Annotated in this window: 28 protein-coding genes; 18 read left to right on the top strand and 10 right to left on the bottom strand. The window is 54.9% G+C overall.

The window, feature by feature from the left end:
- Both AB5Y71_RS03380 and AB5Y71_RS03375 read right to left on the bottom strand, forming a co-directional pair.
- Positions 1-224, bottom strand: a 224-nt coding sequence (locus tag AB5Y71_RS03380) for a hypothetical protein (RefSeq protein ID WP_368171000.1), incomplete at its 3' end; no start/stop codon positions are given.
- On the bottom strand, positions 221-502 hold the full coding sequence (locus AB5Y71_RS03375; protein ID WP_182936423.1) for a hypothetical protein: 282 nt from the start codon (positions 500-502) through the stop codon (positions 221-223). The genes AB5Y71_RS03380 and AB5Y71_RS03375, both read right to left, overlap by 4 nt.
- A 408-nt stretch (positions 503-910) precedes the next feature.
- Between AB5Y71_RS03375 and AB5Y71_RS03370 the strand changes: the two genes are divergently transcribed.
- The 3 genes from AB5Y71_RS03370 to AB5Y71_RS03360 all read left to right on the top strand — a co-directional run bounded on the left by AB5Y71_RS03370 (position 911) and on the right by AB5Y71_RS03360 (position 3,285).
- Positions 911-1,669, top strand: a complete 759-nt coding sequence (locus AB5Y71_RS03370; RefSeq protein ID WP_368170999.1) for a tyrosine-type recombinase/integrase — start codon at positions 911-913, stop codon at positions 1,667-1,669.
- A gap of 124 nt (positions 1,670-1,793) precedes the next feature.
- Positions 1,794-2,708 carry a DUF6685 family protein gene (locus AB5Y71_RS03365; protein ID WP_368170998.1) on the top strand — a complete coding sequence of 305 codons (915 nt, stop codon included), beginning with the start codon at positions 1,794-1,796 and terminating at the stop codon, positions 2,706-2,708.
- A gap of 328 nt (positions 2,709-3,036) precedes the next feature.
- The gene (locus AB5Y71_RS03360) at positions 3,037-3,285 is read left to right on the top strand and encodes a plasmid replication protein RepB (RefSeq protein WP_201910414.1); all 249 of its coding nucleotides are present in this window, start codon (positions 3,037-3,039) and stop codon (positions 3,283-3,285) included.
- A gap of 109 nt (positions 3,286-3,394) precedes the next feature.
- Here AB5Y71_RS03360 and AB5Y71_RS03355 read toward each other — a convergent pair whose 3' ends face one another.
- The 6 genes from AB5Y71_RS03355 to AB5Y71_RS03330 all read right to left on the bottom strand — a co-directional run bounded on the left by AB5Y71_RS03355 (position 3,395) and on the right by AB5Y71_RS03330 (position 8,525).
- Positions 3,395-3,817, bottom strand: coding sequence for an H-NS family nucleoid-associated regulatory protein (locus tag AB5Y71_RS03355; RefSeq protein ID WP_182936420.1), 423 nt, complete (start codon positions 3,815-3,817; stop codon positions 3,395-3,397).
- 727 nt (positions 3,818-4,544) lie between these two features.
- Entirely contained in the window at positions 4,545-5,354 is an 810-nt protein-coding gene (locus tag AB5Y71_RS03350) for a plasmid replication protein repA (RefSeq protein WP_368170997.1), read from the bottom strand.
- Positions 5,355-5,872: 518 nt separating this feature from the next.
- Positions 5,873-6,097 carry a hypothetical protein gene (locus AB5Y71_RS03345; protein ID WP_141108940.1) on the bottom strand — a complete coding sequence of 75 codons (225 nt, stop codon included), beginning with the start codon at positions 6,095-6,097 and terminating at the stop codon, positions 5,873-5,875.
- Positions 6,098-6,226: 129 nt separating this feature from the next.
- Positions 6,227-6,673, bottom strand: a complete 447-nt coding sequence (locus AB5Y71_RS03340) for a hypothetical protein (RefSeq protein WP_339373842.1) — start codon at positions 6,671-6,673, stop codon at positions 6,227-6,229.
- Between the two features lie 42 nt (positions 6,674-6,715).
- Positions 6,716-7,783, bottom strand: coding sequence for a ParB/RepB/Spo0J family partition protein (locus tag AB5Y71_RS03335; protein WP_368170996.1), 1,068 nt, complete (start codon positions 7,781-7,783; stop codon positions 6,716-6,718).
- A 10-nt stretch (positions 7,784-7,793) separates the two neighbouring features.
- Positions 7,794-8,525: a ParA family protein gene (locus tag AB5Y71_RS03330; protein ID WP_368170995.1), complete on the bottom strand. Its 732-nt coding sequence runs from the start codon at positions 8,523-8,525 to the stop codon at positions 7,794-7,796.
- A 193-nt stretch (positions 8,526-8,718) separates the two neighbouring features.
- Here AB5Y71_RS03330 and AB5Y71_RS03325 point away from each other — a divergent pair, with 193 nt between their 5' ends.
- Positions 8,719-9,090, top strand: coding sequence for a TrfB-related DNA-binding protein (locus AB5Y71_RS03325; RefSeq protein WP_368170994.1), 372 nt, complete (start codon positions 8,719-8,721; stop codon positions 9,088-9,090).
- Positions 9,091-9,240: 150 nt separating this feature from the next.
- Here the strand turns inward: AB5Y71_RS03325 and AB5Y71_RS03320 are convergent, their stop codons facing one another.
- A complete protein-coding gene (locus AB5Y71_RS03320) occupies positions 9,241-9,870 on the bottom strand; it encodes a LysE family translocator (RefSeq protein ID WP_201910404.1) in 630 nt (209 codons plus the stop codon).
- A gap of 414 nt (positions 9,871-10,284) precedes the next feature.
- On the opposite strand from AB5Y71_RS03320, the gene AB5Y71_RS03315 reads away from it, so the two are divergent.
- Positions 10,285-10,605, top strand: coding sequence for a putative quinol monooxygenase (locus tag AB5Y71_RS03315; protein ID WP_368170993.1), 321 nt, complete (start codon positions 10,285-10,287; stop codon positions 10,603-10,605).
- 20 nt (positions 10,606-10,625) lie between these two features.
- Here AB5Y71_RS03315 and AB5Y71_RS03310 read toward each other — a convergent pair whose 3' ends face one another.
- Positions 10,626-10,796: a hypothetical protein gene (locus AB5Y71_RS03310; RefSeq protein ID WP_201910400.1), complete on the bottom strand. Its 171-nt coding sequence runs from the start codon at positions 10,794-10,796 to the stop codon at positions 10,626-10,628.
- Between the two features lie 78 nt (positions 10,797-10,874).
- Here AB5Y71_RS03310 and AB5Y71_RS03305 point away from each other — a divergent pair, with 78 nt between their 5' ends.
- From AB5Y71_RS03305 to traU, 13 genes are all read left to right on the top strand, one after another.
- A complete protein-coding gene (locus AB5Y71_RS03305; protein WP_368170992.1) occupies positions 10,875-11,507 on the top strand; it encodes a helix-turn-helix transcriptional regulator in 633 nt (210 codons plus the stop codon).
- Positions 11,508-11,608: 101 nt separating this feature from the next.
- Entirely contained in the window at positions 11,609-11,908 is a 300-nt protein-coding gene (locus AB5Y71_RS03300) for a TraY domain-containing protein (protein ID WP_330847744.1), read from the top strand.
- Positions 11,909-11,995: 87 nt separating this feature from the next.
- Positions 11,996-12,301 (top strand): type IV conjugative transfer system pilin TraA, encoded by a 306-nt coding sequence (gene traA / locus AB5Y71_RS03295; protein ID WP_368170991.1) that lies wholly within the window; start codon positions 11,996-11,998, stop codon positions 12,299-12,301.
- 12 nt (positions 12,302-12,313) lie between these two features.
- Positions 12,314-12,619 (top strand): type IV conjugative transfer system protein TraL, encoded by a 306-nt coding sequence (gene traL, locus AB5Y71_RS03290; protein WP_219273114.1) that lies wholly within the window; start codon positions 12,314-12,316, stop codon positions 12,617-12,619.
- Between the two features lie 2 nt (positions 12,620-12,621).
- Positions 12,622-13,188, top strand: coding sequence for a type IV conjugative transfer system protein TraE (gene traE, locus AB5Y71_RS03285; RefSeq protein WP_034284168.1), 567 nt, complete (start codon positions 12,622-12,624; stop codon positions 13,186-13,188).
- Positions 13,175-13,933 (top strand): type-F conjugative transfer system secretin TraK, encoded by a 759-nt coding sequence (gene traK, locus AB5Y71_RS03280; protein ID WP_368170990.1) that lies wholly within the window; start codon positions 13,175-13,177, stop codon positions 13,931-13,933. Before traE ends, traK begins: the two co-directional genes overlap by 14 nt.
- On the top strand, positions 13,920-15,257 hold the full coding sequence (traB, locus tag AB5Y71_RS03275; RefSeq protein ID WP_368170989.1) for an F-type conjugal transfer pilus assembly protein TraB: 1,338 nt from the start codon (positions 13,920-13,922) through the stop codon (positions 15,255-15,257). Before traK ends, traB begins: the two co-directional genes overlap by 14 nt.
- 14 nt (positions 15,258-15,271) lie before the next feature.
- Positions 15,272-15,838, top strand: a complete 567-nt coding sequence (gene traV, locus AB5Y71_RS03270) for a type IV conjugative transfer system lipoprotein TraV (RefSeq protein ID WP_368170988.1) — start codon at positions 15,272-15,274, stop codon at positions 15,836-15,838.
- 10 nt (positions 15,839-15,848) lie between these two features.
- The gene (locus AB5Y71_RS03265; RefSeq protein ID WP_368170987.1) at positions 15,849-16,100 is read left to right on the top strand and encodes a hypothetical protein; all 252 of its coding nucleotides are present in this window, start codon (positions 15,849-15,851) and stop codon (positions 16,098-16,100) included.
- Between the two features lie 14 nt (positions 16,101-16,114).
- Positions 16,115-18,700, top strand: coding sequence for a type IV secretion system protein TraC (gene traC / locus AB5Y71_RS03260; protein ID WP_368170986.1), 2,586 nt, complete (start codon positions 16,115-16,117; stop codon positions 18,698-18,700).
- Positions 18,688-19,059 (top strand): type-F conjugative transfer system protein TrbI, encoded by a 372-nt coding sequence (trbI, locus tag AB5Y71_RS03255; RefSeq protein WP_368170985.1) that lies wholly within the window; start codon positions 18,688-18,690, stop codon positions 19,057-19,059. Before traC ends, trbI begins: the two co-directional genes overlap by 13 nt.
- Positions 19,056-19,685 carry a type-F conjugative transfer system protein TraW gene (gene traW, locus AB5Y71_RS03250; protein WP_368170984.1) on the top strand — a complete coding sequence of 210 codons (630 nt, stop codon included), beginning with the start codon at positions 19,056-19,058 and terminating at the stop codon, positions 19,683-19,685. The genes trbI and traW overlap by 4 nt, the downstream gene beginning before the upstream one ends.
- Positions 19,682-20,671: a conjugal transfer pilus assembly protein TraU gene (traU, locus tag AB5Y71_RS03245; protein WP_368170983.1), complete on the top strand. Its 990-nt coding sequence runs from the start codon at positions 19,682-19,684 to the stop codon at positions 20,669-20,671. The genes traW and traU overlap by 4 nt, the downstream gene beginning before the upstream one ends.
- Positions 20,672-20,674: the final 3 nt, after the last annotated feature.

Raw genomic sequence — 20,674 nt, 5'->3', positions numbered from 1 at the left:
TAGCCCTTCTGATCGATGCGCTCGTGCACATCGAGGCCATAGTCAGCGGTAGCCGGGCACTGGCGATAGAGCAGGGCATTGGCACTGATCGCCGCCACGGCCTCCGTCAGCAACGTCTCCACCAGGACGGCGGCCTGCTCGGGCCCGCAGTGCACCGCATTGAATGCCTCGATGTCCTGCAGGCAGGTCAAGGCGGTGGCGGTCACCCGCACCGGCAGCGTCATGTACGGGCCGCCCGCAGCAGGGTCAGCGCCTCATCCTCGCTGTAACTGCGACCTTTGCGGCCAATGTCCTGGGTGGCCAGCGCTACCAGTTTGACCAGAGCCTTATCTTCCCGCGCCTGGTGCAGATCGGCCAGCTCCTGGGCGCGGTCGGCAGCGGTGGTGATAAACAGCTCGGGGGTGCCGTTCTTGGTGACGTAGACCCCGCCGTTGAAATTCTCCGGGGAGCCCAGCGCCTCGCGCGCGGCGCGCTGGGACATGGCTTTGACGACTTCTCTCATGGCGTTATCTCTTTCTGCAGTAGATGACGGGATCAGTATACCCCCGCTCGGGGTTCATCGGTACAATATTGATCACCAATTTAACCCACTCACACCAACCCGCCCTGGATAGCCGGTTTTCCCTGGCACTTTGGCCGTTGGCCTAGACTCCCAAATCCCCCCAGGCTACCCCCACACCCCAACATCTTGTGCTTCTGCAGCTGCGACCGGCCACTAGATATAGTGGATCCCCCGAGGATCTCCCCCGCCCGCCGCCCCTCCTGGGTCGCCCCTGGATTTTGACCTTTCGCGCATAGCGCCAAAACCCCCAAACCCGCGCCGCGCCAGCGCGGATTTATTGGCCCTGACAGCCGCCCCTGGATCTGGCATCCTGCCGATCACCGACTCACCCCCGCAACGAGGATCCCGATGCAGATCACCCCGCTTGGCCATGGTCACACCCTGGCCACCCTGCACCATGGCGGCGGCCCGCTGGTGCGCCCCGCTGGCCACCCCGAACAGTGGCGGGTGGCCACCGCGCTGCGTAACCTGGCCATCGCCCACACCGACGCGCCCCGTTACCTGTTGGCCCACGAAGTCGGCGCGGTGCTGGCCATGCTGCCCGATCTGCAACGGCGGTTTTTGGTGGCCACCCTCTGGAACTCGGGCGCCCGTATCAACGAGGCGCTGGCGCTGACCCCAGGGGATTTCGAGCTCGATGGCCAGCGGCCATTTGTGGTGCTGCGCACCTTGAAGCAGCGCCGGCGCGGCAAGGGCCGCCCCAAAGCGGGGGAGACGGTCAAGCGCTTGGTGCCGCTACTCGATCCGGCTTATGCCCAGCTGGCCCGCGAGTACCTGGCCACGGTCAAGCTGGCCAAGTCGGCCCCGATCTGGACAGTGACGGATCAGACGGTGCGCAACTGGTTGAAAGAAGCGGAGGGGGCACTGAGGGGGAGGGGGATCACGTTAGTGGTGGCGCTGACGCCCCATGTGTTTCGGCACAGCTACGCCATGCACCACCTGCTCGCCGGCAACACCCATATCAAGCGCTTGCAGGCGTACCTGGGCCACCGATCGATCCGCTCAACGGAGGTTTATACCCAGGTGCTGGCGCTCGATGCGGCGGCCTCGGAGATAGGGTTGAGTTTTTCGGTAGCGAACGAGGGCAATCCGCTGCTGGGAGGCTGAGTTGACGGCGGGCGGGGAAGGCCACAGGATAGGGACGCAAACAGCACTCGCGCCAGCGGCGCGGGGGTGTTTATCAAAATCGCATTTTGAAAAATCAATTTTAATATTTGATGGAGTCCTTGCCATGTTGACCACCGCCGTGCGTTTTATCCAGCATCAGCTGGGCCACCCCGCCCGCCTCCATGCCCTGCTGGCCACCGCTCCCGCCCTGGGCTATGCCCTCGATATCCCTCCCTCGGTCAGTGCCGCCAGCATCATTCGCTGGAACGAATGGCGACCGGCAGGCTGGAACGCCCAACCTGGTGAGCTGCGCGGCTGGGGGCGGGTACACGGCCAATACCAGGGCCACGCTATCCAGGTCGATGCCCTGGCCAGCCTCTGTGAACAGGCCCAATTTGATGACTGGGCCTGTGACATTCGTCAGGTGCAGGTGCTCTCAGCCTCCAAGAGCCCGCTCGCGGACTTTACCGATCTGGATGCCTTTGCCGAGGCCCGTTGCCGTGGCCACCTCGATGACCCGAGCCCCGACAACATCGCCCGCAACCTTGCCCACGGCGAGGTCAGGATCATGCAGCCGGGGCGCGGCGACTATTTTCTCTTCCACGGCTGGGATGGCCGGATCTGCCTCATCAACAGCGGCGGCAGCCATCATTTTGCGACCGCCCGCTACCTGGCCGGTGTCGCCCGCCAGCCGGTCGAGCTCAAAGGGATGCTCAAGGGCTACCTGCTCAACCCTGCCGCCGTCACCGCCCTCACCGAGGAATTTGAGCTGTTTGCCATCACCCGCGATCCGCTGCTCTGGGATGAACTTTTTGAGTCGATGCGGGCACTGCAGGCCACCTGGTACGCCGGTGACCTGCCTCGTCCCCACAGCGAGGGGCGGGTGCTGCTGCTGCCCAGGGCCGACCGCCGCTCGATGACTGTGGCCAGCGCCCTGCGTCAGGCAGGGGTGCCCGATCTGGGGAGTGAGCTGCAGCTGCAAGTCCATCGGCAAGGGGGTTATCCGGTCGGGCCAATCATGGCCGGTTGCCACGGCTAACCCCGCACCGTGGGCAACTGCCCCGCCCACAGGGGACAAGCCCCTGCTGGACGGCCTGCGGTACGGCAGTTGTCCACCGCGCCAGGATCCGCTTTATCAAAATTAAAATATGAATAATCAAAACAGGAAAAAGATATACCATGACAGCCACAGCCAGTTACGACACAATAGCGTAGACGTCGCTACCCGATGTGACGCCATGCTCTTTGCCGCTCCGTAGCGGCTTTTTTTCTTCCCCCTCAAATCAAAATTTAATTTTGAACAATCAAATATTGATTTTGATGTTTTGTCGGGCATACTGTCTCTGTCACCAACGGAGGGACACGCGATGAAAGAGCTGCAAGCGAAGTGGGTATTTGAGCAAGGGGGCTTTTCAAAAGCCCTGGTCGCCTGTGCGCCGATGGGCACCGGCTATCATCTGCACCTGGTGAAGTTTGGCCGTCAGTCCGGTACCGAACTCATCGAGTTACAGCGCGGGGGCACACGGCAGTTCAAGACCATCGATGCGGCTGTGCAAACCGCAAGAAACATCGGCTTTCGCCGTGTGGAAGTCGATCTGTCGGGGATGCGGGATTGAAGATCGGCACCGCCAGCGAGGCGAGGTCATCAGTTCGACCTCGACCGAGGGGCGGAATGGCCACTGCCGCCGCCCCTGGCCACGTTCTCCCTGCTGCCGACCTGGGGGATCAGGCGGTCGCGGGTGCGATCAGGAAATCCTCGAGCGACTTGCCATTTTCCACAGCTGTCGCGATCTGCGCAGGCATGCGACCCTGACCTGTCCAGGTACGCTCCTCACCATCGACAAGGTAGGCGTACTTGGCCGGACGGGGAGCCCGTTTGGTTCGACTGGCGGCAGATACTGTCCCGACAGCTGCACCACCAACCAGATCTTCTGCCGAGATCCCCTCTGTAATCATCAGCTCTCTGAACTCCGCCAACTTCTTCTCATACTCCAGCTTTGCGGCCTGCTCTGCTTCTGCAGCTTTTAGCTGCTCCTGGACGACCGTATCAAACTTCTCTTTAATTTCTTCCAGCTGCTCAAACGGCAAGTCACGGACAGCTGCTCGCAGGCTGCGGATATTCAATAACACTTTCAGAAAATCATTCACCGGCAACACTCCTGGTTATGGTCATGGATGAGTATGAAAATAAAAACATCGAGAGCGCTATTAATAGCGCTTCTGTGAGGCAATATAAACGAGCTCCATCATAGAGCCTATCTAGCTATTATTAAAGCCTCGCAGTGAGCCTGTACGCGATATGTGAGGTATTACACTGATATTCAAGGTGCCATCCTACCCGCCTCCCTGCAAAACCGTCTTTAAGGCCCGTGCTGCCTGACGTTTCACTGATGTTGATCGGCCCCTTTATGGGGCATGACAGTGGCGAGCTGGTGTGTTAGGGGAGGGGTGTGGGGACGTGTCCCCACGAAAAGGGGTTATATTCTGACCGGCGGCCAGCGTGTTTTGCTGGCCTGCAAGGTCAGGCATTTTATGGGTAATTTTTATCTGGCGGCGGGCGCTTGCGCCCTGCATAGCCAGGCTTTTTATACATCCTGAACGTAGAGATGGATGATATTACAGAGTCTCTAACCATTTTCTTAAAGCATATTTACAGTTAACAGCTAAAAAAAAATCTCATGACCTAATTTTTGTTTTAAATCACTTAAATTTTCATATTCATAAACCATCAACAGTGACAGTGGGTGTTTCGGGCCGATTATGGCCAGTTACTCACAACGGGAGTGGAAAATCGGGCTGTCAGCATGACGGACGGGCGGGGGGAGTCCTGCTGCAAGCAGGGGTGTGCACCAGCGGAGCCGGTTAGTCGGTGGGGTTAGCGGCTGTTCCTGGCTATCCAGTCGTCCAGGCTGGGGAACTCTCGCCTGAGCTGTTCGCGGTACCAGGTTTCTGGTCGCCCAGGGTATTGGCCATAGAGGTTAGTAGCAAACTCGAGCTGTGCCTTGCTGTATTGCCGCTGCAGCTCTTTGCGCTGATCGCGGTCACGCATCACCGGCGATTTGTCGGCAGAGGGGGGAGGGGTGGTTTTGATGCCCTTTTCACGCTGCCGATCACGCAACCGGCGATTGGCTATCTCGGGGTCGTGCATGTCAGGGAACTGCTGCTTATGGCTGTCAGCGTCCCGTCTCTGCGCCTTGGAGCAATGGGTACGGAACGCCTTGAGCTTCTCATAGCTGATGCGCCCCAACGCCACGATAAAGTGCATATTGACCGTTTTTATCCCCGGCCTTGCCCTGATCGTGCCATCCTCCAGCGTTTCGTACTGCTTGTGGATGTCAATTGCACCACCAATCTTTAAGCGCCTAACAGCCCGCCAGAAACGCTGTGTCGGCAAGCCGGTGGCCTTATCTATCATACCTGCAATCGTGGCGATCTCGACCATAGTACGATGGATAAAGCGCCCGTCAGGCAGCGGAGTACCGACCCGTAGGCTGGCAAAATCAGTACGCGACAGGATCGCCTGCATGACCAGACTCTCGGCTTCGCGCGCTTCTGAGCGGTTTTGGCGGGGTTTGCCGGAGAGCTTGTTGATCTTGCCGCTCAGGTTGGCCAGGGTGGGCAACAACGATGGCTTGGCGTAATAGTCACGCACCTTGTCGATCAACGTTTGGATAAAGTGCGGCAAGGGTTTCCTGGTCTCTGGCTCGCTGAACTGGTGCCAGGCAGGTGATGCAGGGCGATGGCCGCAGCGATTGCCGGAGCCAAGCCATTGACCTGGATGCGGGTAATGAGCTCGCCCCCACATATGGGGAGAGGTAGTGTCCAGCTCGCCAGCAGACGCAGGTAATGCTAAATGCAGCACCCTGAACCCCATGCAGCGCAGGGAGGCACAAGATCTGGGACACTATTAAAATTGCAGCACTGCAATTGTAGCCATTCCATTTCGCCACTCCAGAAGGTTAAAAACCCCCGCATTGAGCTGTGCGAAAGTGCAGCGGCTTGCACAAAAATATTGAAGTGCTATTATTGCCACTGAGAGTTCACACGAGCCGTCTCTGTGCGGGTCGTGAAAAAAACCGGTTGTCTTGATCCGCTGGTTAATTCTTTATAAGAACCTCCTTAATGCTGCGTCTTTGCTTGTGTTGGGTGGTTTTTGCTCATATATAGCCCGCTGGGGTGGTCGCCAAACTGACCCCAGTGGGTTTAATTTTTTTCTGATGTTTCTCTGTGTTTTGTCAGCTCGCTCTGTATCTTCTCGAACTCTTGGATTGACATACACACAGCTAATGGCCGCCCGGCCTTCATCACAACAAGCCGATCTTGCTCACCCGAGGCCAGCAACCCCATGTAATGGGTATATCGACGTGACATGTCGGATGTAGACACCGATTGATCACTGCGTTCGATCAATGCCGCACTACTTTTCATTTCCGTTCTCCCCATCACCATGGTGCAGGCCCGTAATACACCCATGAGTATATTCAGAATTTCTTCCGAGATCCAATGATCTTGTTTGGATCTCGTTTTGGATCACACGTTTATCGCTCATCTTCCATTTCATAAGCGCGCCTCTATCTCCTGCTTCATGGTCACCGGCAGCGTCAACCCATACTCTGTGGCCAACTTATCCTCAAGACTTTCAAGAGTGGGCAACACCAACTCATTGGCGACCGTTCTGCATATTGCAACCCAGTCAGCTAGATGCGCAGGCACAAACCCCCTCCTCAGCGCCAACTGCATCAAGGCATAGTTAAGCCAGTAAGGGTTTTTGTTCGTCCTGTTGTACAACAGCGCGGTCAGATCGCCATGAGACAGCACCTCCCTGGTCACAGCAGTGCTTCTCTTCCCTTCCTCGATGAGCTCGCATGCTAGCGCCTCTTTCCCCCACCATCCCCTATATTCTGGGTGCCCCCATAAGTATGCCAGGAACACCCTGCAAAAAAGTTTGCCCTCCTGTAAGAGGGCATCTTTATCGACATCAGTTTTTTTTCCAATGCCCATCATTACTCCTACTGGATTTGGCGGGCGTTATGCCCGCCACCCTCGTTATTTATCCAGGCATTTATTGAGTAACCACCTGAGCTTTATTTGGTTCTCGTAGTCCAGTTTGAAAGAAATTGCATCACCATTTGCCTGCATAAGCTTGATAACTGCAATACCATCAGCGCCCGCGCCTTTTATTGTTGATATAAGCTTTGCATCATCAAGTTCAGATGTCACTCCATCATCCCATATACCATCGATGATACTTGGCGGGAGAACCTCTCTTTCAGATGATATATCATCCTCATCAGTCCTTTTTTTGACTTCCCCCTTCCCCTTTCCACCTGGGGAACCAGTATCTTTGCTTTCTTTACCTTTCTTTTTTTCTGCTTTGGGTTTATCTGGATTCTTGATATCAGAGACCAAGTCCTTTAAATACTTTTCAGCATTAACAAGCTCGCCAGATTTTATTTTTTTAAGGCTGTCCGTGTATGCGCCATCATCAAGTCTAGACAGGTCTATTAAATAACCAAGCGTATTAATGTTTGTTAGCTGTGGCGTTATTTCCTGTATCTCCTCATTTGCGGTGAGAAGTTTTCGATAGCGACTTATTTTGGTCTCATTAAGGCCCAGCATGACTGCGGCCTCTTTGCCCGTAAGTGATGGCTCAAAGTCATTCATATACCGCTCAATGGAACGCGCAATATCCATCGGGTTCATGCCAACGCGACCAATGTTCTCGAGTATTTGATCCGCGAACACTTGGCGAGTATCGCTATTTACACGGAGATCCTCTATCACCGAAGGAATGAACCCCCACCCCAGCCGACCAGCAACGCGCCACCGCCCCTCGCCAGTCTTGATAAGATAATGCCCAGGCATGTCAGCTCGAGGAATGACTGTGATTGGCTGGAGGATTTTACCAGCCCCTTCAATCTTAGCCTGCAGCTCATCCAGCTCATCCTCTGCCCATGTTCTTGGTTGCTGCGGATCTGGATGCACCCTATCCAAGGGCAAATCAGCAAGGGATTTGCCATCACATGCCCGAGGGATAAACATATCTTCGTTTGGGGCGCTCCCGCTTGACGCTTTGTTCTGACCGGAACCAAGCAATGAGATACCTTTTGCCATCTTCCAGCCCTCACCCATTCACTTTTGATTTGATTCGTTCAACTAATGCAGCTGTCAGCGACAAATACTCTGCTGTCGCTGGGTGCGACTTGTTGAAATCAAGCACAGACATACCTGCGCCGTATGCTTGCTTTACCATTGTGGTATCACGCACCGTTTCGGCCATCAGTGGTAAATGTTCAAATGCACCTGTTAGCTCATTAATTACCATCGTAGACAGCTGCTCTCGAGTCTTAACCATGTTCAGCACCATTACGGCATCCAGTTGGCCAGCTCGCATCATTTGCCAGCGCTCAACAATAGGGGCAAAACCAGCTGTTTTTCGAATCACCACAGGGCTAGGAGTGATCGGAACTATCAGCATGTCGGCCATGGAGAGACTCTGCAGGCTCACTTTTTCCTGCCCTCCCAGCACCTCTCCACTAACAGAGCCAAAGTCGGGCGTCACGCCTGCAGTATCGACGATGATTACATCATATATCTGTTTGAATATCGGAATATCTCTGTGCAGGTCTTGATTATATCCGGCTCGGATATGGGGAAGTGTTTCTTTGTTTAAAGCTTCGCTAAATTCAAAGTTGCTAAGCGAACCATCTTTTTCGCCATCTATTAAGCAAACTTTCAGGCCATACTCACTAGCAAGAATACAGCCCATATTTAGAGCCACAGTCGTTTTACAAACGCCACCTTTGGGGTTGCAAATAACGAGGACAACACTGCGATTAAAAACTTGATTAGACATGTTTTATCTCCTAGTCGCACCACATAACCCGGTGCTCGGTCGTGGGCCAACCCACAGTGATACATGATACCAAAGCATCCACACCAGTCAATCACAAAACTAAACTTTCCCTAAACCTTTTTTATGGCTAGCTGTTACTGTACACTGATACTAATGATGAGGTTATAAAACCTAGACAAGTAAGGGATCGTTGATGGCTTCAGTTAAGAAAACGATGACTGATGAGCAGTTCTATCAAGCGGCACAAAGAACAACTCTGCGCCCTCACACAATAGCCATGGCTCGTGATGTTATCGTCAGGGGTATGACGCAATCACAGGTAGCCAAAAACTACTCCGTATCCAAGGGGGCTGTCTCGCAGGTAGTAAAACAAATATGGGACGCGCATATCCCACCTGGTTTTACATTTATCGCAGTGTCTTTGCCATTGAGCCTTGGAAAAAAAATAGAAAGACTGTCTCAGCTAACATTGGTCAATAAAGAGTACTTCGGTACTTTAACAACCGTCGAAGCAAACACGTTATTGCATTCATTACTGGATGAAAAAACCTTTTTAGATGACTAGTTAGTCATTTAAAATTTTTAATTATAGAGAGCAACTTGTCGAGGTGGGCAACTGCCGAACCGAAGGCCGTCCATCAGGGGCTTGCCCCCTGTGGGCGGGGCAGTTGTCCACGGAGATTCTTGTTCACTTAGGGCGATTGCAGTACTGCAATCACCCCACCAATCCGCTTAACATCCATCCCCCTAAGCATGCAAAAACAAAACTTACGACTCTCTGCTGATATTTTATGCTTACCGTGTTTTTCATCAAAGCGTCCACGACTTTAGATAGCAAAACGACAAGCGATACATTAAATAAAAACCCCATTACATTTAATATTAACCCCAATAAAAGCAATTGTTCTCTTGGGGATGCATCTATGTTTGGCGATACAAACTGAGGAAGGAACATCATAAAAAAAAGCAACGCTTTAGGATTCATCAGGTTGTTTACTACAGCTGTTTTATAGCAAGACCACGCGTTCCCAGACTGCCCCTTCCCCTTCTGATCAAGGCTTATCTCTTTTAAGCCAGCCCATGCAAGGTATAGTAAGTAGCATCCCCCCATGACCCTCATAGCTTCGAACGAGTAAGGCAGTTCCTTTATCACACCCGCCACACCTAATGCCGTTGCGATAGTTAACAGCACACCGGATGTCATATTCCCTAAACAAGCCCATAAACCAGCAGCCCTCCCCTTATTGATACTGAGCGAGCTAATCAGCACCATGTCAGGCCCAGGAGCCAGTAAAAGAGCTATTACAGACAAGATAAAAACAGGCATTACATTAAGATCTATCATTTCTTCCACTTTAGATTGAGAGCACGCGAGATCGGATCTCGGGTAGTGTACCCATCCCCCTGTGTTATTCTATCGCTCCTTTTTGTCGGTGCGCGAAAGGAGCGCATATGTTGAGTTATATCTCTACTGAGAGGGCTACACATGAACGATAGACACCAGGATGGCCTGACACACGAGTGTAAAGCACGGTGCGGTCTTGATGTTGATGAGGTTGCATTGAGCGCAGACATTCCTCGCAGAACCCTTTACAACTGGTGGAAAACGAAGAAACGGGTGATAGACCTCATTCTACTTGGTATCGCCTATGAGGAGATCTTGTCCAAAAAATGATTGATAAACACTCTATACCGCTTGCATTCTTGTGCCTATTTGGCACATGATATAGGTCACGGATTGACTGACTACGAGCGTGCTATGCAAATGAAAATATATTGTGTTGCCCAATACCTTCCCAAGAAGGGTTGCGAGGAGCGACTTTTTAATGCGCTAAAATCCCTTGAGGAGGGTTCCCGCCAAGATCCGGGTTGTATTCAGTATGTCACCACCAAAAGAGTAGCCAGCCCCTTCGCAGAGGGCAGTTGCCTACCTATCGCAATGAACGAGATCTGGGCCTCTATTGAGGATTTTGAATACCATTGTCAAACTGAACCAATTAAGGCTTTTTTTGAAAATGAGTGTTTATCTCAGAATGGTTCCGTAGAATCTTGGGATGTGAGTGTTTTTGAGGGCGAATAGCATTCGCCCCCATTAAGCTATTAATGCAACTCTTTGAGCTTATTCAAAAGATTCTGTTTTGCTTCCTCTCTTGTTTCGCCTCCAGCTAGGTTGTCTTGGTATATAGCAACCCAGTAATCAGAGAGGGGGCCTTTCTGTTCAGGTCGGTGAATTATCTTAATTTCACCCAATAATAATTTATCCTCATTCATTGCGGGGTCTCCTGTGAGCTTCGTTTGTTACGCATTATATGCGCTAACATGTATAGAGTGCAATTTCAGGCTTTAGTCATGGACAATACGATTGAGTTCTATCTAAAAAATCCAATTATAAAACATGATGTTGGAATACTCCTTGTCAAGGATAGCCAGCATCGCTTTGTTGCATCTAACAACGCCTTTTCAGTTTTTTCCGGCGTTCCGCCCGAAAAGATCATCGGCCTTAGTGATTTGGATATGCCATGGTCTGAACAATCTAAAATCTACATAGCCCATGAACAAGATATTCTTTCAGGTCTCAACTATAGCGTCATCGAACCATTGCCAGGACTTAAAAAGGCTAATCTGATTACCCAGAAAAGCATTATTTATGACCGTTTTGGCATACCGCAAGGCACTATTGCGACAGCACTCCCTCTTGATGCCGATGTCGAGTTTGGCAATCTTGCAGGTAGAAGCGACGCTATCAAGGTCGTAGATTATGGCCTTGGCTTGACAAAAAAAGAATCCATAGTCCTTTACTATGCGCTCAAGGGGTACAAACGCACTGAAGTTGCCGAGATGGCCCAATTGAGCACCTCTTCATATGATTTTCACATGAAGAACCTCAAGGCGAAATTCAAGGCAGACACAATAGAGCAACTCAAATCAGTCGCCTACGCACAAGGCCTTCATGATATTATGCCATTTATCATTAAGAGGTAAGCTGTTATTTTAAATGCAAAATTCAAACCATGATTAATTTTTTCATTTAAAAACCAAAAAAACCTCATCGCGCCACCAACAAGATATTTCTTACAAAACCTATGAAGTTCATAGGTTTTTTTTCGCCTCTTTTTGCACTCGTGATCGATTGTGGGAAAATATATTCGAATTTGGAATTTGAATTGAATTTCACGGTGAGCACGATGTCAAGCCATTATAAAGATACGAGCACAGTTGTTCAGTTGTCGGCAGCCCTTAATAAGCTGCTGACAGAGGCAGCTGCCCGTTCAGGGCGAACCAAAGTCCAGGAGGCTTCATTGAGGCTCCGAGACCACCTCATGCTTTTTTCAGATATAGCTACCGAAGGTAAGCGTTTTCCTGTCGATGATACAGATAAGTAGTCGTTCGGACACAGGGCTTCCTATAAAAGTCCTGTTTCGGTGCGACTTAGCATCGAGCTCAATATTTAACATGGAGTTAGCATTGTTATGATTTTATCTATTCCACAAACCACCCCGGTATTTCGCAGCACATTGCGATTTGCCGCCTGGACTGTTCTGGTTTTTCTACTTGTCCTTGTTTGCATGGATCATGTGCATGCAGCAGACCTGATGGCAGGCGGAAAACAAACGGTTGATGACACCTTCGGTAAAGATTCCACTCTGGCAAAATGGGTCATCATGGCTGAGATATTTGTTGCAGTCATTATGTATATCAAAACCAAGAACCTTATGCTTCTGCTCGGTGTTGCTGTCGTTATCGTGTTCCTCAACGTCGCATTCGGCATAGTTTAAAAGGAGCTCGTGATGGACTCGGACAACCTCGACAAATACCGGTTTCCGAAAACGCTGAGTGAGCAGCCCCGCCTGCTCGGCTTGCCATACGATGAAGCTATCCCGTCTCTCCCCCCACTCCTGTGGGGGGTATATGTCGGTAATTCACTCTTTGGCCTCGGTGCAGCGGTGGTTATCTGGCTGCTCATTAAAACCGTCAAACGAGGGCGCGGGTCTATGTGGTTATATAACCTGCTTTATTGGTATCTCCCAACGGCCCTCTTTCGCATCGCGTTTAAAGTGATACCAGACTCCAGTTTTCGACAATGGATTAAATAAACATGGAATTAACTGCCAGAGACTCCACTAATAAGGTGGTCGCTATTGTCGTGCTCGGGTTGCTCGTGCTGCTAACTCTGAGCATTGTCGCCAATAGTATTTTGGCGCTGCAAAACAGATATCTCTCATCCACTCGGGAGACCATTGTCACGCCAATGGCCTACGATGCGCCGTTTGTTATTTCCGAGGCAAATAGCAGCCCCGCCTATATGCAAATGATGGCGCTCAGCTTTATGGCCCTGCGTTTGAATATCTCCCCGGAGACCGTCGATACCCAGCATCAATTCCTGTTGGGCTACGTCAAACCCGGTGCCCAGCCTGATTTTAAGGTGACACTGGCGCAAGAGGCGCAGCGCATCAAACAAAACGAGGTCAATAGCGCCTTTTATCAAACCCAGTTCCAGGTCTTTCCCGCTGACAACCGCATCGATATTCGCGGTGTCCTCAAGACCTGGATTGGCAATGGCCAACCCAAAACCGACCTCAAGCATTACTCCCTGGTGCTCACCTATAAAAACGGCGTCACCAGCATCGTCAAATTTCTGGAGGTGAACGATGACAAACAGTAACGCCAGGCGGCACCTTGCCGGCATCACCCCCATGGTCTGCCTGTCCCTGAGCCTCGTGGCGGCCCACGTACAGGCATCCGCGGTCACCCTTACGTTTGCGCCCGGTGACCAGCTCAATCTCGCCATCAGCAACACCAATCCCAATATGATTGTGGTTCCAGGGGATCGCGTCGTGAATATCAGCAGTGCTGCCGGCATGCTGACCGACAAGAAGAACACCAAGGCCGGCGCGGTGTTCTTCTCTTCCCCAAGCGACAACAGCAAGCCCTTCACCTTCTTTGTCGAAACCGAGCTTGGCCAGGTGTTCTCTGTCAACGCCGCCCCCCGCAAGGGGGAAGGGCGCAGCTATCGCCTGATGCCAGCCACCCAGACTGCCAGACCGCTCGCCAAAGCCTGGGAAAGTGCCCTGCCCTATGAGTCCATGCTCATCGATCTCAACCGCGCCCTGATGCAAGGCGTGATGCCCGAGGGCTATGGCCCGGCCACCATCGACAAGGAGCTGCCGCTCTCTGCCTCCAGCCTCTATGCCACCCCCGACGCCGCCTGGGTCGGCAACGCCCTGCGGGTGGTGCGCTACAAGCTGGCCAACCCGCTCTCTGTCCCCGTTGCCCTGCGCGAACAGGACTTTTGGCAACCCGGCACCCGCGCCGTGATGGTCAACCCCCGCTACAACCGCCTGATTGGCGGGGCCTCTACCTATCTCTATGTCACCCGTACCCAGGAGCGCGCAGATGGCCAACGTTAACGCCCTGACCAAGCGAAACCAGATTGCGCTGTTTGTCGCCGTCTTGTTCGCGCTGGCCGCTGCCGTGGGCGGCGGCTGGTACATCTCGACAGCTGACAAGCGCAAGGCTGACTCCCTCGCCACCAAAGAACCGGTACCGGATATGACCGGGGTGGTGAACAAGACCTTTGATGACAAGGTGCAGGAAAGCGCGGTCACCGAGTTTCAGCGCGTCAACAAGGAGATGCGCGAAGAACTCGTGGCCATTCGCAAAGAGATGAGCATGCTCTCCCGTGAGCGCAATACCGATCAGCAGCGACTGGCCACCCTCGAGCAGGAAAACAGCGCCCTCAAGCTCACCTTGAGCGGCCAGGCAGGCACCCCGAACGGGGAACCCGTCCCGACCGCCGCAGCTGCTGCAGCCATGGCCGGGGCACCGGCCACCACAACGGGCGATATTCCACCCCCGACCCACTTTTACGCCGGCATGGGCACGCCGGTGCAAGGCAGCATGACCATGCACCCCATGGCCCCGATGCCCAACCCTGACGCCATTGAGTCGACCACCTTCAGCTACGACGATGCAAAAGCCAGTCTCGAGCCCAAGTACCCCTATATCCCGTCTGGCTCCTTTGCCAAAGCCATCGTGATTGAGGGGGCCGACACCAATGCGGCGGTCACCGGCCAGCAAAATACCGCCCCCATGCAGCTGCGCCTCATTGGCCATGTGCAGATGCCCAATGACCACGAATACGACCTCACCGGATGCTTTGTCACCCTGGAAGCCTGGGGCGATGTCTCAAGCGAACGGGCCATCGTCCGCTCTCGCGGCATCAGCTGTAAGAAAAATGGCGATGTCATCGACCAGAAGATTGCCGGCCATGTCTCCTTCATGGGCAAAAACGGGATCAAAGGCGAAGTGGTGATGCGCAATGGCGAGATCCTGGGCTGGGCCTGGGGAGCCGGCTTTGTCGATGGTATCGGCCAGGGGATCCAGCAAGCGGGCACCCCGGTGGTCGGCGTTGGCGGCAGCACCGCCATGAGCGGCGGCGACATTCTCAAGTCCGGGGTCGGCGGCGGCGCAGGCGCGGCCGGCAAGATGCTGAGCGAGTACTACATCAAACGCGCCGAACAGTATCACCCCATCATCCCGATTGGGGCAGGCAACGAGGTGACCATGATTTTTCAGGATGGCTTTCAGCTCGAAACCATCGAGGAGGCCCGACTGAAAAAAGCGGACAAACGCGCCAAGCCCAGCACCGAAGACAAACTGGCCGACCCTTCCGTGACCGCCTCCATCAAGGAAATGAAAGTCGGTGACCTGGTTCACCCCCCTATGGATTAACAAGGAAACCCATCATGAACAATCACACCTGGCTCGCCCTGGTCGCCGCCCTGCTACTCGCTGGCTGCGCCGGCACCGCAAGCGAATTTGAGTGCAATGCCACCACCAGTGACCGCTGTATGACTATGGAGCAGGCCAACGACATGGCCCGCAATAAGACCGAGGGGGCGCGGGGAAAGCCGGGTGCCGGCGCGTTGCCAGCGCTGGTTGAGCTGCCGGCACCCTCTGTCACCCCGCTCTCGGTACCGACTGCGGTGAAACCTCACTCTTCGGTGACGCCCGCACCGGTATCCGGGTTCGTGGCACCGGCCTCGTCATCCGCCGTCAAGGCCGCCAAGACGGGCCAACAAGCCACCTTCACGCCGGCAGCACCGGGGAGTACCCCTTTGCACACCGAGGCGCTGTGCACCGCGCCGCGCTGCGACTCCCTGGGCGAGGCCACCCCGCTGCGGTTGACCGACACCATCGCCACGCTCTGGATTGCCCCCTGGATTGACGATGCCGACGTGTTTCACCAACCAGGTCGCGTGTCGTTCGTCCTGACCCCCGGCACCTGGCAACTGCCACACCAGCTCAATTGAGGATCGCACGATGAACAACAAACCTCTGAATCCGTCCGCCCACTTCGTCATGCCGGATGCCCTCTTTGGCGACCCCCATTACAACCTCGCGGTCTGGGGCACCAGTGGCGCAGGCAAGACAGTGTTACTCCAGCCCATCCTGCAGCGTATTCGCGAACAGTTGGGACCGGTTAACGAGGCCGAGCTGGCCGCCGTGCAGGCTAACTGCACCCTCACCTTGCACATCAATACCACATACGGCGACGCATCTGCGCGCCGTTAATCCGGGGGAACAACATGGATCTCATTACCGCCACCGTTGACCGCCTGCGGTCAGCCCTCAAAAAACAGGATGGTGCCCACGCCGCCAACAAGGCGTTGAGCGACCTGCACTACCCGCAAGTGTCGAGCCTCCTGCCCTATCGCTACTACGATGCCGATTCCGGGCTCTATGTGAACAAGGGCAGCATCGGCTTTATGCTCGAGGCTCAGCCCCTTATCGGGGCCAATGAGCACATTGTCCAGGTACTCGATGACCTGGTGAAATCCAAGCTACCCCGCCAGGTGCCCCTCTCTTTTCACCTGGTCTCCACCAAGGTGATCGGCCAGCAGATTGATGATGGCATCAGCGATTTCAGCTGGCAGGGCAAACGTGCCGACCACTTTAACCGCATCACCCGAGCCTTTTACCACTGCGCGGCCAGGGGGCAGTTTAATAGCCCGACCAACCTCCCCCTGACCCTGCGCGATTTTCGGCTCTATATCTCCTACTGCGTCAAATCCAAGGCCCTCGACAAGAGCGCCATCACCGAATTGAGCCATCTGCTCAAGGTCGTGCGCGCCTCCCTGGACTCCGCCAAGATCGCCACCATGCAGGTCGATCAGTCGGCCTTCGTGAACATCATCAGCCAAATGGCTAACCACCGTCCCGAGCAGCTCTACGCCGCCAACAAGACGGCCAATCCGTATGATGAGCTCAACTTCCAGGTCATCGACCGCTCCACCGATCTGCAGGTCTATCCCGATCACCTGCTGCTGACCCTGGATGCCCCCAACGGCGGCAAATCACGCACCCGGATCATGAACTTCATGCTCGAGGAAAACCCCGATCTGTTCATGCTCTGGCAAAGCGGCGACAACATCTCCAACCTGCTCAGCCCCGACCTCAGTGTCGCCAGTCCCTTTGTGCTGACCATGACCCTCGAGGCAGAAGACCAGGTTCAGGCCCAAAACGAGGCGACCCGCAAGTTCTTTGACCGCGACAAAAAGGCGAACTCGCCCTACGGAAAAGTTTTTCCAGCGGTGGGCAAAGAGGCCCGTGAGTGGGGGAAACTGCGCGAGCGTCTCAACAGTAATTCCAGCTGCCTGGTGCGCTATTACTACAACCTCACCGCCTTTTGCGCTGACGATGATGATGCCGCGCTGCTGTGCGAGCAGCAGATCCTCAATACGTTCAAAAAGAACGGGATGCCGCTATACAGCCCGGTCTTTATGCAGATGCGCAACTACCTGGCCATGTTCCCGTTCTGCGCGGGCGAAGGGCTTTGGGAAGACCTCAAGTTGTCCGGGGCGACTCGCCGCGCCGAAAGCACCCAGGCGGTCAACCTGCTGCCGGTGGTAGCGGACAACCGCCTGAGCCCCAAGGGGCTGCTCGCCCCCTCCTACCGCAACCAGCTCGGGTTCCTCGACATATTCGATACCACCCTGGGCAACACCAACTACAACATGGCGGTCAGCGGAACCAGCGGCGCGGGTAAGACCGGTCTGGTACAGCCCATCCTGCGCAGTGTGCTCGACTCCGGTGGGCTGGTGTGGGTGTTTGACATGGGCGATGGCTACAAGAGCTTTTGCGAAAACATGGGCGGGGTCTACCTCGATGGCCGCTCGCTGCAATTCAACCCGTTTGCCAACATCACCAACATCAACGAATCGGGCGAGCGGATACGTGACCAGCTCGCGGTGCTGGCCAGCCCCAACGGCAATCTGGATGAGGTGCATGAAGATCTGTTGCTGCGGGCCGTGTTGGCTGCCTGGGGCGAGAAGCAGAAGCAAGCGCGGATTGATGATGTGGTCGCCTTTTTGAAAGAAGAGCGCGACGACCCGCGCTATGACAAGTCAGCAACCATCACCTCCCGCATAGACGAGATCATCGAGTTGCTCGGCAAATACTGCACCACCGGTATTTACGGCGCGTATTTCAACTCCGATACCCCCTCCCTCACCGACGATGCGCGGATGGTGGTACTCGAACTCGGTGGCCTGCAGGACAAACCGGCCCTGCTGGCGGCAGTGATGTTCTCACTCATCATTTACATCGAAGACAAGATGTACCGCACCGACCGTTCACTGAAAAAGGTGTGCGCCATCGATGAAGGCTGGAAGCTGCTCAACTTCAAAAACGAGAAGGTGGGGGCGTTTATCGAAACCGGTTATCGCACCGTGCGTCGCCATACCGGGGCGTTCATCACCATCTCGCAAAACATCAAAGATTTTGACGCTGACGATGCCAGCAGCGCTGCCAAAGCAGCCTGGGGTAACAGCGCTTTCAAGGTGGTCTTGAAGCAAGACACCATGGAGTTCAAGCAGTACAACCAGAACCGCCCCAACCAGTTCAGCGAGCTCGAGCGCCAGGTTATCTCGAAATTTGGCGATGCCAAACGCCAGTGGTTCTCGTCGTTCATGCTGCGCATCAACGACAGCTCCTCCTTTCATCGCCTGTTTGTCGACCCCCTCTCGCGCGCCATGTTCAGCTCAAACGGCAAGGACTTCGAGTTTCTGCAACAGCGCCGCGCCGAGGGAGCTGATATTCACGATGCCGTCTATGAGCTGGCATTACTTCGCTTCCCCGAAGAGATGGAGGTGCTCGAAGCATGGCAACCGTAACCACCGGGGACGCCAAGCGCCCCTTTCCCTGGCTCACGGCCACCCTGACCACCTTGCTGCTGCTCAACCTGGTGTTGAGTGGCTGGCTGCTCTGGCAACGCCCGCCCGCCATCGTGACCTTTGACATGAAGGCCACCCTGGATCAGTTCATGGAGCAATCCGCCAGCCAGCAGTTGTCCGAGACACAAAGCAAGGTGTTGGCAGAGCGCTTTAGCCAGGCGCTCGATGACAGTCTGTCTGCCTGGCAGCAACAGCATGATGCCCTGATCCTGGTCTCCCCCTCTGTGGTGCGGGGCGCGCCCGATATCACCCGGCTCATTCAGCACGATATCGCTACCAGAATGCGGGGTGCCCCATGACCCGCGCCTTTTTGCTGACACTGCTGCTCATCGGCGGGGGGGCTCACGCCGCCGACCTCGGCACATGGGGTGATCTCTACCCGATCACCGAGCCGAACATGCTGACCACCATCCATGACCGCCTCAATGCCATGCAAGAGAGCGGAGAGCTGGCCGAGCAACAGGAGGCATTCAAGGAGCGGGTGATCAAAAACAGCCTGCGCCCCGCGCCCGTCACCGGGCTCAAGCTCGCAAGCGAAGACAGCACCCATTTTGTGGATCCCACCTTCGTGGTCGGTCAGGACATTGCCGATCACCAGGGACGGGTGTTTGCCCGCAAGGGGGATAAGGTGAACCCCCTGGACGCCGTGCCCTTTGTCCAGACCCTCTACTTTATTGACGCCGATGATCCCCGCCAGGTGGCCTGGATGCGCCAGCAGCAACCCGCGACCCCGATCTACAAGGTGATCCTCGTCAATGGCGATATCCGCAAGGCAACCCAGCAGCTCGATACCCGCATCTATTTCGACCAGGAGGGGGTACTTAGCCGCAAGTTTGCCCTGACCGCCGTCCCCGCCACGGTGCGCGCCGCCCCCAACGGCAAGCGCCTGCAGGTCGACACCTACGCCCTGGAGCAAACACCATGATCACCCGCATGACGCTGACCCTGCTGCTGTGTGTAGCCCTGCACAGCGCTCCCGCTCGCGCCTCGGCAGTCGAGTGCGAGGGGAGATTTGTCAATCCCATCACCGACATCTGCTGGGAATGTTTGTTTCCGATCTCCATTGGCAGCATTGCAGTCTCTGCTGGCTCGCAACCGGATACCAGCAACCCCTCGATGCCTATCCAGATCTGCCCGATGGGGATTTTTTACCGGGTTGGGCTCGCCATCGGTTACTGGGAGCCAATGGCGCTCACCGATGTGACCCGCAGCCCCTATTGCCTGGTGAACATGGGTGGCATCAGCCTCGGCGTTGGCAAGGTCGGCACCGGCACAGCCGGCCAAAGTGACAAGGATGTCGCGGGCGCCTTCTACCATGTCCACTGGTACAAATACCCCCTCACCTACTGGCTCAACATCATCACCAGCATGGGCTGTCTGCAGGGCGGGGACATGGATATCGGCTACCTGTCCGAGCTGGATCCGACCTGGAATGACTCCTCTATCGCGCTCATTTTAAGCCCCGAGGCGATGCTGTTTAACAACGTGATTGCCCAGGGGGCCTGCGCTGCCGATGCCATGGCCAGTGCCTTTGGCAAGCCCATCGATGCGCTCTTTTGGTGTGCCGGCGCGCACGGCTCCATGTACCCCTTCACCGGCTACGTCAGCAACGAGTTCAGCCCCATGCAGTCCTCCATCCTGCTCTCCGAGCGGATGGCCGCCAAGCTGCACCGTCAGGGGATGGTGATGAACTCCATCGGCAAAGACCGGGCCGTCTGTTTTGAGTACCCCTCGGCCATCGTCCCCAAGGAGCGCTGGCGTTATCAGATGGTCAACAAACACCCCGATGTGGCGGCGTGCCACCCCTTTGGCCGCACCACCACCCGCTGGGGTACCGGCCACAACATGCCCAATGACCGAAAGAACTTCGGCTATCTGCTGTGGCGCAAACGCAACTGTGTTTTTTTGTGAGGA

Origin of the sequence: Aeromonas sp. R9-2 (genome assembly GCF_040908025.1) — a bacterium.
Classification (GTDB): Bacteria; Pseudomonadota; Gammaproteobacteria; order Enterobacterales; family Aeromonadaceae; genus Aeromonas; species Aeromonas veronii.
The sequence above is the reverse complement of the archived record's forward strand: the minus strand, read 5'-3'. Positions and strand labels throughout refer to the sequence as shown.

What these genes read in the sequence shown, in the direction of transcription:
- AB5Y71_RS03375 (WP_182936423.1), bottom strand. Translation starts at nt 502, where the DNA reads ATGAGAGAAGTCGTCAAAGCCATGTCCCAGCGCGCCGCGCGCGAGGCG.
- AB5Y71_RS03370 (WP_368170999.1), top strand. Translation starts at nt 911, where the DNA reads ATGCAGATCACCCCGCTTGGCCATGGTCACACCCTGGCCACCCTGCAC.
- AB5Y71_RS03365 (WP_368170998.1), top strand. Translation starts at nt 1,794, where the DNA reads ATGTTGACCACCGCCGTGCGTTTTATCCAGCATCAGCTGGGCCACCCC.
- AB5Y71_RS03360 (WP_201910414.1), top strand. Translation starts at nt 3,037, where the DNA reads ATGAAAGAGCTGCAAGCGAAGTGGGTATTTGAGCAAGGGGGCTTTTCA.
- AB5Y71_RS03345 (WP_141108940.1), bottom strand. Translation starts at nt 6,097, where the DNA reads ATGAAAAGTAGTGCGGCATTGATCGAACGCAGTGATCAATCGGTGTCT.
- AB5Y71_RS03340 (WP_339373842.1), bottom strand. Translation starts at nt 6,673, where the DNA reads ATGATGGGCATTGGAAAAAAAACTGATGTCGATAAAGATGCCCTCTTA.
- AB5Y71_RS03335 (WP_368170996.1), bottom strand. Translation starts at nt 7,783, where the DNA reads ATGGCAAAAGGTATCTCATTGCTTGGTTCCGGTCAGAACAAAGCGTCA.
- AB5Y71_RS03330 (WP_368170995.1), bottom strand. Translation starts at nt 8,525, where the DNA reads ATGTCTAATCAAGTTTTTAATCGCAGTGTTGTCCTCGTTATTTGCAAC.
- AB5Y71_RS03325 (WP_368170994.1), top strand. Translation starts at nt 8,719, where the DNA reads ATGGCTTCAGTTAAGAAAACGATGACTGATGAGCAGTTCTATCAAGCG.
- AB5Y71_RS03320 (WP_201910404.1), bottom strand. Translation starts at nt 9,870, where the DNA reads ATGATAGATCTTAATGTAATGCCTGTTTTTATCTTGTCTGTAATAGCT.
- AB5Y71_RS03315 (WP_368170993.1), top strand. Translation starts at nt 10,285, where the DNA reads ATGCAAATGAAAATATATTGTGTTGCCCAATACCTTCCCAAGAAGGGT.
- AB5Y71_RS03310 (WP_201910400.1), bottom strand. Translation starts at nt 10,796, where the DNA reads ATGAATGAGGATAAATTATTATTGGGTGAAATTAAGATAATTCACCGA.
- AB5Y71_RS03305 (WP_368170992.1), top strand. Translation starts at nt 10,875, where the DNA reads ATGGACAATACGATTGAGTTCTATCTAAAAAATCCAATTATAAAACAT.
- AB5Y71_RS03300 (WP_330847744.1), top strand. Translation starts at nt 11,609, where the DNA reads ATGAAGTTCATAGGTTTTTTTTCGCCTCTTTTTGCACTCGTGATCGAT.
- traA (WP_368170991.1), top strand. Translation starts at nt 11,996, where the DNA reads ATGATTTTATCTATTCCACAAACCACCCCGGTATTTCGCAGCACATTG.
- traL (WP_219273114.1), top strand. Translation starts at nt 12,314, where the DNA reads ATGGACTCGGACAACCTCGACAAATACCGGTTTCCGAAAACGCTGAGT.
- traE (WP_034284168.1), top strand. Translation starts at nt 12,622, where the DNA reads ATGGAATTAACTGCCAGAGACTCCACTAATAAGGTGGTCGCTATTGTC.
- traK (WP_368170990.1), top strand. Translation starts at nt 13,175, where the DNA reads ATGACAAACAGTAACGCCAGGCGGCACCTTGCCGGCATCACCCCCATG.
- traB (WP_368170989.1), top strand. Translation starts at nt 13,920, where the DNA reads ATGGCCAACGTTAACGCCCTGACCAAGCGAAACCAGATTGCGCTGTTT.
- traV (WP_368170988.1), top strand. Translation starts at nt 15,272, where the DNA reads ATGAACAATCACACCTGGCTCGCCCTGGTCGCCGCCCTGCTACTCGCT.
- AB5Y71_RS03265 (WP_368170987.1), top strand. Translation starts at nt 15,849, where the DNA reads ATGAACAACAAACCTCTGAATCCGTCCGCCCACTTCGTCATGCCGGAT.
- traC (WP_368170986.1), top strand. Translation starts at nt 16,115, where the DNA reads ATGGATCTCATTACCGCCACCGTTGACCGCCTGCGGTCAGCCCTCAAA.
- trbI (WP_368170985.1), top strand. Translation starts at nt 18,688, where the DNA reads ATGGCAACCGTAACCACCGGGGACGCCAAGCGCCCCTTTCCCTGGCTC.
- traW (WP_368170984.1), top strand. Translation starts at nt 19,056, where the DNA reads ATGACCCGCGCCTTTTTGCTGACACTGCTGCTCATCGGCGGGGGGGCT.
- traU (WP_368170983.1), top strand. Translation starts at nt 19,682, where the DNA reads ATGATCACCCGCATGACGCTGACCCTGCTGCTGTGTGTAGCCCTGCAC.